This window comes from Peptoniphilus genitalis (assembly GCF_023614525.1).
Taxonomy (GTDB): Bacteria; Bacillota; Clostridia; order Tissierellales; family Peptoniphilaceae; genus Peptoniphilus_A; species Peptoniphilus_A genitalis.
Genome location: NZ_CP097885.1, coordinates 805,668 through 822,055 on the forward strand (window position 1 = coordinate 805,668; position 16,388 = coordinate 822,055).

Sequence of the window (16,388 nt, forward strand, 5' to 3'; positions counted from 1 at the left end):
TCATAAAATCAATTTTGGTTAAGCTTATAACCTATGATATCAACTATAAATAGTTGCTTTTTGTTATTAGATTTTATTATAATCTTGTTTAACCTCCTCAGGAGTTTCCCCTAAGAAATAATTTTCTATCTTTTCCCAAAAAAACTTAGTATAATTAATTACTTTTTCCTTCCTTGTATCGCCATCCGCCTCATGTTTAAATAGATATGTCAGCATAGCTATATTAAGTCTGTGTTTATCATATATATCGTTTAAGATATAATTCTGATATTTTTCCCCTTGTCCAATAGACTTTTCCAAAGGAGAAATTGAGTTGATTCTCATATAAAGCTGAGGCGAATTTCCTTTCTCAATGTTATATGATAAAAGATTTAGATTTTCCGCAATTGACAAAACTATTGTATCTTTTTTTTGATTCAATATTCCATTATTTTTTCTTGTGTAAATTTTTTTAAAACCTTTATCTTTTCTAATTACATCCGTATTATCAAATATCAGTTTTTTTAATTGTTGTTTTGTAAAATCTATAAATACATCATAGCTTTGAGTTATTTTATAAGCCGTAGTTTGATTTATTCTTTCACTGATAAAAGTATAAGATGTTAGGTTCTGATAATCGAAGCAAGCATTAATTAAAGTTTGTGCGATAGTTTTTGACTCCATATCATTTATCGACTTTAAATTTGATCTTAAAAAGTAAGAAAGATCATCGCTAGTGAAAAATATCTCTTTTCTTTTTTTACTTCCTAAGAAAGTCGAAAAAATATCTAGGCAATTATTAAAATAATATAATTTGTCATTTATATTATTTTTATCAAAATCATCTACTTGAATTATAGTCGCATAAACTAAATTTTTAAAAATCGCCCCACCCGTAAGACTATCTATTTCTTCAGAATCCCTCGTATAAATTATTCTCTTAAAATTTGGAAAAGATAGTTTTCTGAATTTGTCTTCCCATAACTTAGATAAATCAAGCGAATATACCATATTATATCCATTAGATTTATAAGAAAATTCTTTTTTTATATATTTTTTTAAAATAGACTTATTTAACTCTTTCAAACTATTTTCGTTTACTAGAATAATATCTTTTCCAAAAACACCCCTCGGTCTAGCTACAAATGGTGAATATCCTAACTTCTTTGGAGAAGAGAAGTCTTTTTCTATTAAAAGTAATGCTGTTTTTACTTTATTGTCTAAATCCGAATCAGTGCTATCGTCTCTGCTTTTAGCAAAAATATATTTGAAATCGTCTGTACTTATCAATAAATTACGGTGAAATCCTTTGTTCTCATAAAGTGTTTTTATTTTATCCATTACAGCCAATAATTCATATTTATTGATTCTACTCATGCCTTGTAGTCTTTTTACCGCTGTAAAATCATATTTTAGAAAGTCGCAATGAGCATAACCATACTTTACCAAAGAATGGTCTCTTGCTACACGTCCAATTTCTTGAATATAGTCAATTACCGTTCCAGAAGGATTGTAATGATAAACATGGTTTATATCTGGTATATCAACACCCATTCCAAATGCTTTTGTGGCTAAAACAAATTTTATTTTATTGTCTCTAAAACTTTCTAATACATTAGATCTCTCAACTTTGTTTAATTGTCCATTATATCTTCCTGTTAAATTGAAAATTTCAGTATCATTTTGTTTTATAAAAGAATGGAAATCATTTAAATCCCTAACAGTCGGAAAATAAATAAGTGCTTTCTCTCCTCTAACATTCCATAATTTCATGTTTTTAAGCGTTATAGCTTGCTTAGTTCTTTTATATTCCCGTCCATAACCATCAAAATCTTTATCTGAAGAGTTTATTACCATAAAAATATCATCTCTTTTAATTTTGCCAAAGTAAGATATAGGGTTAATCATATTTAAACTATCTCTTGTTTCAAGATACATGTCTTCTTTACCACCTAAAATCGCCGTTGCAGTAAAAGTAACAATAGGAAAACTATACTGTTTCCTTAATTTTTGTAAATAAATTCCAAGGTACCAATAATCTGCCCTAAATGACTTTCCCCACGTTGTAACTATATGGGCTTCATCTATAATAACTAAAGATAGTCTCCTATCTCCTATTAGCTCTTTAATGTTTGTTTTAGCTTGTAAGTTTTCTGGTGAAATATAAAGAATTGAGCAATCTCCATTATTTATCTCTTCAAGAATTTCTAGCCTCTTATATCCGTCAGTATTTGAATTAATAGTTCTCGCTATATCTATATCTTTTTCTTTTAAACTATCAACCTGGTCCTCCATTAGTGCAATAAGTGGTGATATTACAATAACCAAAGGTTTTATGTCTTTGTGTATTTCTTTCAAATAGATAGCAGGTAATTGAAACATTATAGATTTACCTGATCCTGTCGATGAGGTTATGAATATATCCCTATATTCCTTATCTTTATCATCTAATAAAGCTGTTTCCGTTTGTTCAACTATGTCATTTATAATCTGACCTTGAGATATTTTTACTAAGCTTTTATTAGATGACTTTATGTTTTCATACATATCCAAATCTCTAAACTTCTCATATCCCCAATACCTATTAAGTAAATTTTCATATTTCTTAATCTTTTCTGGATCACAGACATTTAATTTTTTCCTAGCAAAAAAAATATTCAATTTATCTTGGAATAAATTTTGTATAAGAGACGCCCTCTCTAAATATTTGTTCGGCAGTTCCAAAATATTAGACATTATAACTACAGCTATTCTATTATTTTTTATATCTCCTTTTAATATTTTTTCCGTAAAATCAAGAAATACCAGTTCATCCTCCGATAATTCTATAACTAAATCTTCACTATTTTTAGTATAATTTTCATTTATATTGTCGATTACATCAAAGTCTTCATATAGATTTTTAATAACAAAATTGCTTGGGTAGTCAATACTATGATTTATGTAATATCTGTTAGTATCCTTTGAATATAAAATATCTCCATAGAACTTCGATACAACTTCATAAGACTCTTCGTATTCTTTTTCTATCTCGTCACTCACATTATAAAAGAATCTTTCATAAACTTCTTTTATATTTTTTATTGTGTCATCAAAAGGATAAAATTTATTATAAATGTTATTTTTAACAACAATACATGAAAATAACCCTTTAATGAAATCCCCCTGTGATTCTACAATAGAGTATTCCTCAGATGTCATCCAAAATTTACTGACTTTACTATTTAACGCATTATGCGTACTAGAAAATATGTACTTCGAATTATAATTTAAGTTAATATCAAAAATATCTTTATAAGTTGTGTCAAAAAACTTATTATCCAGACCTTTCAAATACTCATATTGAAATCCCTCAAATATGAATAATGTTTTTGTTTCAACTTTATAACTTTCATATGCTTCTCTAATATCCTTCTCAAAACTATTCATATATAGTTTCTACACCCCTTAATTGTTCTATTATATTTTAATTTTTTTAAAACTTTATTTTCTACTTGTCTTATTCGTTCCCTCGTAACACCAAATTCTTTACCAACCTCTTCAAGAGTCATGGGAGAATATCCATCTAATCCAAATCTCTGCTTTATAATTATTTTTTCTCTATCATCTAATTTATTTAACTCTCTATTTATTAAAGCTTTCAAGTTATTAATCTCGTATTCTTGTTCTATATTAACTTGAGGATCTTCAATGAACTCTTTTAAATTAGTATCTCCATCTTCTCCTACTTTAATGTCTAGGCTCGGAGTCTTAAGAAACCTATATCTAACTAATCTATAGTTTTTAATCTTTTCTAATGTTTCATCCATTTCTTCAATAATATAATCATCATTAATGTATCCATACAAAGACTCACTTTTCTTTTCCAATCTCGTTAATTTATTTATTTTTTCATTTATATGAACTGGTATCCTTACAATCTCTCCCATATCTTGTATTCCTCTACCAATGGACTGCTTAATCCATATTACTGCGTAAGTAGAAAAATTTGTCCCTTTGCTAAAGTCAAATCTTTCTGCTGCTTTCAGTAGACCTACTTGTCCAAATTGTATTATATCATCCAAATCTAAGCATCTCGGTCTATAAAATCGATAATATTTATTTGCAAATTTATATACTAGTCCTTCATTGGCTTTGACTAGGAGTTCTTTATCTTCTTTAGAATTTTTCTCAATTATATTACCAATATATTCACTATTAAAATTAAAATCAGCATTCTCTAGGAAGTTTTCAAAATTTTCATTATCTAGTATACTATCTAAATCAAATTCTTCCTCATCGTCTAATAGATCTAAGAATTCATCGGAGTAATCAATAGGTAAATCTTTTTCGTATTCGATATTCTTTTCCTTATTTGTTTTTAAAATGTTTTTAACAGAATCATTATTTCTTAATTTTTTTGCTTCATTATTCATTGATTCAATAAGATTACATTTCTCTAAGATCAAATCTAAAAATACATCTTTATAATTCAAAAGTGTTTTTGTGCTTAATTTACCGGATAATGTAAAATAACTAGTTATGTTTTTATAATCGTCGAAATCTTCTGTAATATATCCAAAATAGATGTTATCATTATGTTTTATTATTAAATTATTTAAAAATTGGAAAATTTTTTTATCTTGCATTTCCTTTATTTTTTTTATAATCTTCTTAGGGTCCTCTTTTTCTTCCAAGTAAAGAATTGTTGGAATAAAGTTTATAATCATAATTCCATCTACAAATAAAAATAAATCATTAAAATCTAATTTATAATCGATTAACAAATCCACTCTATTTTTGGAATAATTTAGACTGTTAATTAATTTTATTTCATTATTTTGGACTCCATCTTCATTGACAAAATTCTTCTTGAAAATACCTTTTTTTATTATATTGCTATATTTCTTAATTTCATAAATAAAATTACTAGCATATTCATAAGTCGAATAATTAAAAATATTATCGCTATACTTATTAATGTTAAAATTTAAAATATTGGTGATTGTTTTAAAATCTTCTTTTAAAAAACTATCTACTATGGACCTTAATCCAATTTTATTGAGACCATATTCATGATCATTATTTGTATCAACTATGCTTTTAATTATGCTTTCTAAATTAAATCCTTTTTGAGTATAAGCAATAATCTCTTCATAATCATCAATATCATCAAATAGACTTCCCATTAATAATCTTGAATCATCGTACATAATAATTTTTTGAATAAATGTAAATGCTTCCGGGAAAACATCTACAAAATCCATCACATTTTCATACATGCTTCTAAGGCTGTTTGATTTTTTAAATAAGAAAACAACAGGCAATTTATTTATAAAAATTACTCCATCTATATTTAAGGTTTTTGATTCATCTCTGTATGAATAGCCCTTTAGATATTCAAATTTGTTATTTTCAATTTTGTTAAAATCAATTATATTTAATCCTCTAATATGAACTCTACTAACAGGGTTATAGAAACCTTCATTGAGAACTTTTCTAAATAATTTGTTGTTTAAAATTATATTACTGCCTAATTGATTTATAAAATTAATTGTTGCATCATAAGAAGAGTTACACAACAATAGACTTTCATTTGAATGTTTGTTTATATTTGAATCGATTATATTTATTATATGATCATAATCTTTCTCTACTATGAAATCTAATATTTTAGCCAAGTTTTCATTTAAATGAATTCCCGACTTCTCTAATTCATCTTCTATACTAATATATTTATGTTCATTTGTTATTTCAGATGTTTTGTAAATAATACTTTTAACTTCCTTATTAGCTACTAAATATTCATATGTATGGTCTTTTATCTCTTCAATTTCAGAAATTCCAGATTCATCTTCATAGAGATTTAACATTATTTCTTTTAAAATTTCAAAGTACTCTTTGTCTAAATAATTTAGTAGTTTCCTTAACTCAACCAAAGAATTCTTTTGAGCTTCAGTCACATATTTAAGAGTAATAAAGTAATTTATGCTTTTTGTAAGGTCTTTTCTTCTAAGATTATCTTCTAAAATTTTATCAATTAAAAAATCGTAGGACCTGAAAAGACTAAAAAATTTTTTAGAGTACTCGTTTAAAGAACTCATCAAATCTTCATAATATTTTTGATTATCTGAAAATAAAAACTCTTTTTTCAAAGTTACTATTTTACTCTTTATTTCTTCTATTTTTTCTTCGAATTTAGAGCAAGTCTGATCAGATAAAATTTTAATTATAAATAATCCTACTGAACATTTCCATAAAGCTAAAAATTCATTAGACTCTCCGTTTTTTAATTTAAATTCATCCATTCGTTACCTCAAATTTATAAAAATTTTAACTTTTACCTTGTATTAAATTTTAATATTATAATTAATATATATTATTAAGGATAATGTTTTCTTAAAATTAATTATACCAAACTTTTATTTTATATTCTTTTTTATAGTTAAATATTAAAATTTCTCCAACCAAATTTTTTATCTTGTTGTATAATAGATACTTGTTTCATAAGATATTTTTAAACATAAATTTTTATCAGGGGGTTATTATGAATAAAAACATATTTAAGGGCCTAATTTTCTCTGGCCTTATTGCTGTTTTTGCCTACTTCTTGGGCAAGAGCTTTCCAGTTGTTGGTGGACCTGTCTTTGGTATCCTACTTGGAATCATTTTAAATAATTTTAAAAGACCTGAGTCCTTTGAAGCTGGAATTAAATTTACATCTAAAAAAGTTTTGCAATACGCTGTAATTCTTTTGGGCTTTGGACTAAATCTTGGAGAAATTATTGTTGTTGGTAAGTCATCACTTCTTATAATTCTTTCAACAATTTCTACTGCCCTAATTATTTCTTTTGTAGTTGCAAAAATTCTTAAGATTGATTCCAACATCGCAACTCTTGTTGGCGTTGGCTCATCAATTTGTGGTGGATCTGCCATTGCTGCAACTGCACCTGTAATTAATGCAAAGGATGAGGACGTTGCAACTTCAATTTCTGTTATATTTTTGTTTAACATCATCGCCGCTCTTATCTTCCCAACTCTTGGGGTAAAGCTTGGCATGACTCACACAGGATTTGGCATGTGGGCAGGTACTGCTATTAACGACACATCTTCTGTTGTTGCCGCAAGTGGAACTTGGTCTACAATGTTTAACGACGACACAGCTCTTAACTACGCAACAATTGTTAAGCTAACAAGAACTCTTGCAATTATCCCAATCACTCTTGTGCTTGGAATAATTAAGTCAAAGGAAAACACTGAGAAGGTTAGCGTTTTAAAAACTTTCCCAACTTTTATTTTGTTCTTCCTTCTTGCATCAATTGTTACAACTTTCCTTCCACTACCTGACACCTTCTTGTCAACAATGAAGTTCTTGTCAAAGTTCTTTATCATCATGGCAATGTCAGCAATTGGTCTTAACACTGATATTAAAAAATTAATTTCTCAAGGTGGCAAGGCAATTATTGAAGGAGCCCTTTGCTGGATAGGAATTATTTGTGTAAGCTTGTTGATGCAACACCTACTTAATATTTGGTAAGATTTTTAAAATTAATAATATGTATTCTAGCAGTCATTAATTGGCTGCTATTTTTTTGTAAATTTTTCTGTTGAGATAAATATTCATAACTTTGAATTTATTTTTTAATGCAAGCGACAAAACCAAAAAAAGTCAAAAAAATAAAGGCCCTCTCGAGCCTTCTTTTTATAAAACCATGGACAAAAATTCCTTTGCCCTTTGTGTCTTTGGATTTGTGAAAAATTCTTTTGAGTCTTCGTCTTCTGCTATGACTCCCTTGTCCATAAAGAGGACCCTGTTGGATACATCTCTTGCAAAGCCCATCTCGTGAGTTACAACAAGCATTGTAAGTCCTTCTTCTGCCAAGTCCCTCATAACATTTAGGACTTCCTTAACCATCTCTGGGTCAAGAGCAGATGTTGGCTCGTCAAAAAGCAGAACTTCTGGGCTCATGGCAAGTGACCTTGCTATTGCCACCCTTTGCTTTTGTCCACCAGATAGGGATGTTGGTCTTGCGTCCCTAAAGGGATACATGCCAACTTTTTCAAGGAACTTGTCTGCAATCTTAACTGCCTCATCACGAGACCTCTTTAGAACCTTAACTTGTCCTATGACGCAGTTTTCAAGAACAGTCATGTTGTTAAAGAGGTTAAAGGATTGAAAAACCATTCCCACCTTAGTCCTGTAATTATTAATAGAAGAATTTTCTTCTAACATGTTCTCTCCATGGTATCTTATTTCACCAGAGTCTGGCTCTTCTAAGAGGTTGATGCACCTAAGTAGGGTTGACTTACCTGAGCCAGATGAACCAATTATTGAAACAACTTCGCCCTTTTGGACTGTAAAATTTATTCCCTTTAAAACTTCATTTTCTCCAAAACTTTTTTCCAAGTTCTCTATTTCAAAAATATTGGCCATCTCACACCTCTTCCTTTACTTCTATAACTTCTGCTGTTGATTGAGATCCGTAAATCTTGTAAGTTCCATCTCCGTCTAATTTCTTTTCAACAAGCTTCATTGCTTGACTCACACTTATTGTTAAGAATAGATAAATCAAAGCTGTTATAAAGAAAACTTCGAAATATCTTAAATAAGTTCCTGCAGCTGACTTTGAAATGAAAAATAATTCTGAAACAGAAATTACGTTAAGAACTGAAGAGTCCTTGATGTTTACAATAAATTCATTACCAACTGATGGGATAATATTTCTCACAGCTTGAGGAAGGACAACTTCTGTCATTGTTTGCCAATGAGTCATTCCTATGGATAGGGCTCCTTCAGTTTGTCCCCTGTCTACAGAAATAATTCCACCCCTTATTATCTCTGCCATGTAAGCTCCTGTGTTAACAGAAACTATAATTAGGGCTGAAGGCATAGCCGCCATGTTTAAATTAAAATATTGAAGGGATCCATAATAAAACATCATAGCTTGTACCATCATTGGAGTTCCCCTAATAACTTGGATATAAATGCTAATAATTACATTTAAAATCTTTAGGCCCACCCTCTTAAAGGCAGATGACTTTTTATTTACTTTTGTTGTTCTTACTATTGCGATTAAAAGACCTATTAAAAAACCAATTAAAGTACCCACAACGGCAATTATAATTGTATTAATAGTCCCCTCAACAAAGAGGGGGCCATATTCTTTTAATAAAAATCCAATCCATCCAAAAAAACTACTTGGCATATTTATCTCCTATATCTTATTCACCTAGTGGTTGGTTAGCCACAGCTTCTTCCATTATTTTTTGTCTTTCATCTTCAGGGATTTTTGAAAGAGCAGCGTTTACTTTGTCAAGAAGTTCTGTGTTACCTTTTTTAACTCCTACTGCAATTGATGTATCTTCAACAGAAGTTTTAAATCCATTGCCTTCAGAGAATTCAACAAATGTTAAGTCCTTATTTGCTGCTACTGCTGATAGGGCTCCTGGTCTTTCAGAAACATATCCGTCAATCTTTCCACTTCTTAGAGCAACGATCATTGCTGGGAAAGTTTCAAGAGCAGTTGATTTATTTACGCCTTCCATTTGATCGATTACATCGTAGTGGAAAGTGTTAAGTTGACCAGTGATGTTAGCTCCCTTAAAATCATTTATGCTCTTTGCATTAACATAAGGAGAATCTTTTTTAACAACAATTACAAGGTCTGATGTGTAATAAGTGTCTGAGAAGTCAAGAGTTTCCTTTCTTTCTGCAGTTGGACTCATACCTGCTATGATAAGGTCAATTTTTCCAGATGTAATAGCTGGAGTAAGACCATTCCATTCAGTCTTTACAATTTCAAGTTTTTTGTTCATTGATTCAGCAATTTTCTTTGCGATTTCAACGTCATATCCACCAGCGTAGCCACCTGCTGAAATCTTGTAGCCGTGTTCTTCACCAGTTTGTGTCCAGTTAAATGGAGCATAGTCACATTCCATACCAACCCTTAATGTGTCTGAGTCAGCTGGTGCTGCAGCTGATCCCCCATCACCCTTTGGGTTACAAGCTGTTAAAAGCATTGTACCTGCTATTGCTCCAACTAGTAGTAATCTTCTTGCGTTTCTTCTTAAATTCATGATATACCTCCGTAAAAATCTTCGGTAACTATCAAAAAGTAATAAAAAAAACAGTTTGGGAAATCCAAACTGTTAAAATGTCTAAATATGTAAAGACAAAGTATTTAACCTTAGATAGCTCCCCACTAAATCGTGACAGTCATGCAAATATTGTTTGCATGCCCAGCATATTATCTGTTACCAATAATATACTTCGGCGAAATTTCCTTTCATCTCCCTTCATCGCATGGTCTTGCTCTGAGAGATTACTGATAAACCCCGCGCCTCTATCGTATTTTTCAATACACTTTATTTAATTGTTTCATCAATTATATAAGGGAGATTTTTAAAAGTCAAGGACAATTTTCATTTTCTTGAAAGATTATTATAAAACTTTATCTCCTTTATAATTTCAAAAAGTCCCCTGTCCCCACCAAGCACAAGCTTAGGATGGTTTCTAATTTTTAAAAAATACTTTGTAAAATTTTTAAATTTTTCTCTAAGTACATAGGATTTTACAAAGTCATAAACTTTTAGGACTTCATAATTTATAAAAAAGTCAGCAAGTCTTATGACCTCAAAAATTTTTATAAAGTAGTCAAGTCTTATGAGTTAATAATTTCTTATAGAGTAACGAAGTCTTACAAACTTTCATAAGCTAAAAAATAATATCCAGACAATAAAAAAGACTCCCCTCAGGGAGCCCTCAAAATTTTATTTATTTCCACATGTCAACTTCAGAAGTTGAGTTTAGTCTTTCTCTATTGTGAGTGTTTGCTGCGTCAAGAATGTTGTAGTAAGCCCAGAATCCTTCACTAACATCAGAGAACTTATTAAGTGATGAAGTGTTCACATTGTTAAGTGAGCTCTTGTTTGTATTTCTGTTAAATACAGAGTTTAGGATTGTAACAGCTTCTGCTCTTGTGATCTTAGCATTTGGTTTGAAGCTTCCATCTGGATAACCATTAACATTTTTGTTGCCGTAAAGTTTATCAATTGCATCCTTTGCCCAGTGGTCTTTAACATCCTTGAAGTCTGATGTGCTAGCTTTTTCATTTTTAACGTAGCCAGAAATCATTTGTGCAAATTCTGCTCTTGTAATGCTTTCATTTGGTTTAAATGTTCCGTTAGGGTAACCTGAGATTAGTCCCTTGCCAACAACATAATTGATTGCCTTTGAGTACCAATCATCGCTTGCATCAGAGAATTTTGTAGCTTGGCTTGTACCAAAGTTTGTTCCACCATTTAGAAGAGTAGCAAACATTTGAGCTGCTTCTGCTCTTGTTACATTTGCTTGTGGCTTAAATGTTCCATCTGGATATCCCTTGATGTAAGCAATTGCCTTAACTTCTTCTACTGCATTCTTTGTTACCTTGTATTCAATCTTAGTGATGTTTTTGTCCTTATCTCTTGCTTCAATTTTAATTGTTTCGCCATTGATTAGGGCTCTGTCTAAGAAAGCTGTAAATACTCCAGCGTTGTTTACATAAGTGTTAGAGATTTTCTTGCCGTTTGCATCGTAAACTGTTATTTCGTCATCAGTGTTTGCAGTTCCCTTTACAAATTTTTGTCCTTCAAGAGCTTCTGTAACCTTGAATTTTTTGTTTTCAACAGTTTTTGCATCTGTGTAGAATCTTAAGTTGTCAAGATCTCTTGTTTCAATGCTCTTGTTTAGAGTAAGAGTGAATTTTCCATCCTTGTCAGCTCTAACTGTTCCAAGTTTTTCTCCTTCAAGGTAAACTGTGATGAAGTCAAAAGCATGACCCTTAACTTTTCCTGTTAGAACTCTTCCAAAGATACTTAATTCACTAGCGTCAATTCTTGTTCCCTTGATATCTTTGTAGTTGTCGTTTTTAACTTCAACACTTCTTGAAGAGTAGTCTTTGTTTTCTGCGTAGATAGTTACGCTCTTACCTTCTTTGATATCATATTTTATTGAGAAGTCTCCATTTCTGTCAGCTTCTCCAATATATTTTCTATTTCTAAATTCATTGTAGTAGTTATCTTGAACGTAAATCTTAGCATAAGCTGATGTTTCACCCTTGATGTATTTTCCATCGTATCTTACATTGCTAAGAGTGATGTTGCCATATTTTTTTCTATTTTCTTCTTTTTCTTTTTCTTCTAACTCTTTTAATTTCTTTTCAGCTTTTTCTCTAGCTTCTTTTTCTTCTTTTGCTTTCTTTTCTGCAGCTTCTTTAGCTTTTTCAGCTTCTTTAAGCTTATCAGCATCTTTTTCTTCTTGTGTCTTTTCTTTTGGTTGTACCGGTTGTTCTACTCCCGGTTTTTTATCTGTTTCTGAACCTGTTCCATCTGCCCCTTCTGCTGCGAAAGCAGTTGCTGGGATTGATGCTGCTAGCACTCCTGCTAGGGCAAGTGTTAAATATTTTTTGCTATATGGTTTCATAAAAATTTCCTCCTAAATCAAAAATATAAAATATATTTATACTTCTTATTTCATACTATGTTACTGAGTTTAAAGCTTATTTGTGATAAAAAAGTGATAATTTAGAGGTTTTTGAAGTATTTAATCTTTTCTTAATAATTTGTCATTAAAGAGAAATAAAATTTTCTATCAAAAAAGTAATAAAAAGTAAAAAATTTCAACTCATCACTTCAAAATAAAAATTTGCACTCACTAATCAACTTTTAAAAAATACTCCCTAACTCATCACAAAATTTTTGCAAGTAAAAAGGACCTGCCTAAGCAAGTCCTCAAATTTATTTTACTTTGACAGACAAGTCGTCTGCTTCTACATCAACTACAATTGTGTCGCCGTCCATTACGTCGCCCCTAATTATCATCTTTGAAATAATAGTTTCAAGCTTGTGAGAGATGTATCTCTTAACAGGCCTTGCACCATATTGTGGGCTAAAGGATGCATTCAAGATAAAGTCCAAAGCTCCATCTGTAACTTCGATGTGGATGTCCCTATCTGCAAGTCTCTTTTCAACTTCAGCAATACTTTGTTTGATGATACCATAAATTTCACTCTTTTGAAGTGGTTTGAATAAGACAATTTCATCAACTCTGTTGAGGAACTCTGGTCTAAAGGATGCCCTCAAGTCAGCCATAACATTTTCTCTCGCATCTTCTTTGATCTTGCCATCTTCATCGATGCCGTCAATTAAGAAGTGTGATCCAATGTTTGAAGTCATTATAATAACTGTGTTTTTAAAGTCCACAGTCCTTCCTTGGTTGTCAGTAAGTCTGCCGTCATCAAGAACTTGTAACAAGATGTTAAATACATCTGGATGGGCCTTTTCAATTTCATCAAATAAGATGACTGAGTATGGTTTTCTCCTTACTGCTTCAGTAAGTTGTCCGCCTTCATCATAGCCTACATATCCTGGAGGAGATCCAACAAGTCTTGACACAGAGTGTTTTTCCATGTACTCAGACATGTCAATCCTTATTAGGTTTCTCTCGTCATCGAAAAGTGTTTCAGTAAGTGCCTTGGCTGTTTCAGTTTTACCAACTCCAGTTGGTCCTAAGAAGATAAAGGAACCTATTGGTTTGTTTTTATCTTTAAGTCCAGCTCTTGCTCTTAAAACTGCATCTGACACAAGTTCGATAGCCTTGTCTTGACCAATTACTCTCTTGTGGAGGATGTCTTCAAGACCTAACAACTTATCTCTTTCAGTCTTATTTAATTTTTCAACAGGGATACCTGTCCACCTGCTAACTACATAGGCGATTTCATCTTCTGTGACTTCTTCCTTCACCATAGATGACTCGTCCTTTGTAGATGCTTTTTCTCTTTCTGCAAGTTCTTCTTTTAACTTTGGAAGAGTTCCATATTTTAATTCAGAAAGTCTTTCTAGGTCGTAATTTCTTTCAGCTTCTTCTATTGCGTGGTTAGTATCTTCGATTTTCTTCTTGATATCCTTTGTGGAGTCAAGTTCCTTCTTTTCTGCTTCCCACTTAGATTTTAATCTGTCAAACTCTGCCTTTTCTTCAGAAAGTTCTCCTTGAAGTTTTTTAAGTCTTTCAGCACTTGCTTCATCAGTTTCCTTTTTAAGGGCTTGATTTTCAATTTCAAGTTGCAAGATTTTTCTTCTAACTTCATCAATTTCTGTTGGCATTGAGTCGATTTCTGTCCTAAGCATTGCACAAGCTTCGTCCATTAAGTCGATTGCTTTATCTGGCAAGAACCTGTCAGTGATATACCTGTCAGACAAAGTTGCCGCAGCTATAACTGCTGAGTCAGAGATCCTAATTCCATGGTAGATTTCATATTTATCTTTTAGTCCACGAAGGATTGCAATAGTATCTTCAACGCTTGGTTCCTTTACCATAACCTTTTGGAATCTTCTTTCAAGGGCAGGGTCCTTTTCGATGTACTTCCTGTACTCGTCAAGAGTTGTTGCCCCAATAGCGTGAAGTTCACCACGAGCAAGCATTGGCTTTAAAAGGTTAGATGCATCCATGGCACCATCAGTCTTGCCTGCTCCAACAATGTTGTGGATTTCATCGATAAATAAAATTATATCTCCATTGGATTTTAAGACTTCATTTAAAACAGCCTTTAATCTTTCTTCAAATTCACCACGATATTTTGCACCAGCAATTAGGGCACCCATATCAAGTGAAAAAACAGTTTTATTTTTTAGACCTTCTGGCACATCTTCAGAGACAATTCTTTGGGCAAGTCCACCAGCAATAGCAGTCTTACCAACTCCAGGAGGACCAATTAAAACTGGGTTGTTCTTAGTCCTACGAGAAAGAATCCTGATAACATTACGAACTTCTTCGTCACGACCAATAACTGGGTCAAGCTTGCCTTCACGAGCAAGTTCAGTTAAATCTTGGCCGTACTTTTTAAGAGCGTCGTAAGTTCCCTCTGGGTTGTCAGTAGTTACGTGTTGGTTGCCCCTAATTTTTTTAAGGGCATTTAAAAATCCATCAGCATCAATCTTATTCTTATTAAAGACAGAAGAAGAATCAGTTCCCTTCATATTCAATAGAGCAAGATAGATGTGTTCAACAGAAAGGTAATCATCGCCCATCTTCTTTTTAAAGTCCTCTGCCTTTTGGAAAAGTTCCCTATAAGAAGAGTCGGCATAAACTTCTGCACCTGATTGTTTTGGAAGTCTTTCAATAACCTTTAAGACGTCACCTTTTAACATATCAGGGTTTTTATCCATATATGTCAAGACCCTAGGAATAAGGCCTTCCTTGTCATTTAAGAGGGCGTAGTTGATGTGAATTTCTTTTACCTCTGGATTGCCGTATTCCTTAGCAATATTATATGCACCTTGAACGGCTTCAAGGGATTTTTGAGTAAATTTTTCAAAATTCATATAAACACCTCATTTGTTCAATATATTTAATCAATTAAAATTGTTATTTACTTATTTTTTCTAATTCCTTATATAATTTTTCTTGTTCTTCAGTTAAATCTTTAGGATTTACAATATTAAAGACCACGTAAAGGTCTCCCACATTTCCCTTAAGGTCCTTGAAGCCCTTAGAAGAAATCCTCATCTTATTGCCACCAACAAAGCCTTGAGGAATCTTTAACTTCAACTTGCCACTAAGAGTTTCCACAGTCTTAGAAGAGCCAAGAGCAGCTTCCCATGGATAGATGTTAACAGTCCTTGTCACATCAAGCCCATCTAGGACAAGATTTTTTTCGTCCTTAATGTTAATCTTGAACAAGATATCTCCGGGAAGACCAAACTTTTCTCCCCTGACCTTGACCTTCTTGCCCCTAGTGATTCCAGCAGGGACTTTGACAGCAACATCATATTCCTTTTGCTTGTAAGTTAGGGAAACATTCTTTGTCACACCTTCAAAGGCCTCTTTAATAGAAATAGAAAGTTCAGATTCAAACTTATTTCTAGCCTTCTTTTGAGACCTTCCCCTTCCCTTAGAAGAGAAATCTCCGAAGATGTCATTTATGTTAAAGCCACCAGAGAAATTGCCGCCAGACTTAGAAGAACCAAAAATTGTTTCAAAAAAGTCTGAGAAATCTGCACCGCTTCCTCCTGTGGTATAAGTGTAACCATATTGAGAAGGGTCGAAATCATAACCAGATGAAAAATCATAATTAGATCCAAAAGTATCATATTTTTTTCTCTTGTCGGGATCCGATAAGACCTCGTAGGCCTCAGAGACTTCCTTAAACTTTTCTGCAGCTGCCTCGTCGCCTTGGTTGACATCGGGATGATATTTTTTCGCAAGCTTCCTATAAGCTTTCTTTATCTCCTTTTCATCTGCATCTTTAGAAACTCCAAGGATTTCATAATAATCTTTGTATTTCAAAATGTAACCTCCTCATATATATAAACATTTAATCTCTCTCTAATTATATCCCAATAAAAAATATTGCAACATAATAGGAATTAATTAAATGGATTTAAAATTAAGA

The 16,388-nt window shown here is 31.8% G+C and carries 9 protein-coding genes and 1 riboswitch; of the genes, 1 reads left to right on the top strand and 8 read right to left on the bottom strand.

Features of this window, described 5'->3' with window-relative positions; all coding sequences use genetic code 11:
• Window positions 1-66 precede the first annotated feature (66 nt).
• Window positions 67-3,408: a helicase-related protein gene (locus M9426_RS03880; RefSeq protein WP_250342512.1), complete on the bottom strand. Its 3,342-nt coding sequence runs from the start codon at window positions 3,406-3,408 to the stop codon at window positions 67-69.
• Window positions 3,405-6,266, bottom strand: coding sequence for a sigma-70 family RNA polymerase sigma factor (locus tag M9426_RS03885; RefSeq protein ID WP_250342513.1), 2,862 nt, complete (start codon window positions 6,264-6,266; stop codon window positions 3,405-3,407). Before M9426_RS03885 ends, M9426_RS03880 begins: the two co-directional genes overlap by 4 nt.
• 239 nt (window positions 6,267-6,505) lie before the next feature.
• On the opposite strand from M9426_RS03885, the gene M9426_RS03890 reads away from it, so the two are divergent.
• On the top strand, window positions 6,506-7,495 hold the full coding sequence (locus tag M9426_RS03890; RefSeq protein ID WP_250342514.1) for a YeiH family protein: 990 nt from the start codon (window positions 6,506-6,508) through the stop codon (window positions 7,493-7,495).
• Between the two features lie 165 nt (window positions 7,496-7,660).
• On the opposite strand, the gene M9426_RS03895 is transcribed toward M9426_RS03890, so the two are convergent.
• The 6 genes from M9426_RS03895 to M9426_RS03920 all read right to left on the bottom strand — a co-directional run bounded on the left by M9426_RS03895 (window position 7,661) and on the right by M9426_RS03920 (window position 16,282).
• Window positions 7,661-8,392 carry an amino acid ABC transporter ATP-binding protein gene (locus M9426_RS03895; protein WP_282924819.1) on the bottom strand — a complete coding sequence of 244 codons (732 nt, stop codon included), beginning with the start codon at window positions 8,390-8,392 and terminating at the stop codon, window positions 7,661-7,663.
• A gap of 1 nt (window position 8,393) precedes the next feature.
• Window positions 8,394-9,164, bottom strand: coding sequence for an amino acid ABC transporter permease (locus M9426_RS03900; protein ID WP_005957129.1), 771 nt, complete (start codon window positions 9,162-9,164; stop codon window positions 8,394-8,396).
• A 16-nt stretch (window positions 9,165-9,180) separates the two neighbouring features.
• On the bottom strand, window positions 9,181-10,035 hold the full coding sequence (locus M9426_RS03905) for a transporter substrate-binding domain-containing protein (RefSeq protein ID WP_250342515.1): 855 nt from the start codon (window positions 10,033-10,035) through the stop codon (window positions 9,181-9,183).
• A gap of 107 nt (window positions 10,036-10,142) precedes the next feature.
• A riboswitch (Lysine riboswitch) is annotated at window positions 10,143-10,312 on the bottom strand.
• 420 nt (window positions 10,313-10,732) lie between these two features.
• Complete coding sequence (locus M9426_RS03910; protein WP_250342516.1) at window positions 10,733-12,421, bottom strand: S-layer homology domain-containing protein; 1,689 nt, start codon at window positions 12,419-12,421, stop codon at window positions 10,733-10,735.
• 314 nt (window positions 12,422-12,735) lie between these two features.
• Window positions 12,736-15,318: an ATP-dependent chaperone ClpB gene (clpB, locus tag M9426_RS03915; RefSeq protein WP_250342517.1), complete on the bottom strand. Its 2,583-nt coding sequence runs from the start codon at window positions 15,316-15,318 to the stop codon at window positions 12,736-12,738.
• A 43-nt stretch (window positions 15,319-15,361) separates the two neighbouring features.
• Window positions 15,362-16,282, bottom strand: coding sequence for a DnaJ domain-containing protein (locus M9426_RS03920; RefSeq protein WP_250342518.1), 921 nt, complete (start codon window positions 16,280-16,282; stop codon window positions 15,362-15,364).
• Window positions 16,283-16,388 lie beyond the last annotated feature (106 nt).

Coding starts and splice junctions, on each gene's coding strand:
- clpB (WP_250342517.1), bottom strand. CDS start 15,318: ATGAATTTTGAAAAATTTACTCAAAAATCCCTTGAAGCCGTTCAAGGT.
- M9426_RS03900 (WP_005957129.1), bottom strand. CDS start 9,164: ATGCCAAGTAGTTTTTTTGGATGGATTGGATTTTTATTAAAAGAATAT.
- M9426_RS03880 (WP_250342512.1), bottom strand. CDS start 3,408: ATGAATAGTTTTGAGAAGGATATTAGAGAAGCATATGAAAGTTATAAA.
- M9426_RS03910 (WP_250342516.1), bottom strand. CDS start 12,421: ATGAAACCATATAGCAAAAAATATTTAACACTTGCCCTAGCAGGAGTG.
- M9426_RS03895 (WP_282924819.1), bottom strand. CDS start 8,392: ATGGCCAATATTTTTGAAATAGAGAACTTGGAAAAAAGTTTTGGAGAA.
- M9426_RS03890 (WP_250342514.1), top strand. CDS start 6,506: ATGAATAAAAACATATTTAAGGGCCTAATTTTCTCTGGCCTTATTGCT.
- M9426_RS03885 (WP_250342513.1), bottom strand. CDS start 6,266: ATGGATGAATTTAAATTAAAAAACGGAGAGTCTAATGAATTTTTAGCT.
- M9426_RS03905 (WP_250342515.1), bottom strand. CDS start 10,035: ATGAATTTAAGAAGAAACGCAAGAAGATTACTACTAGTTGGAGCAATA.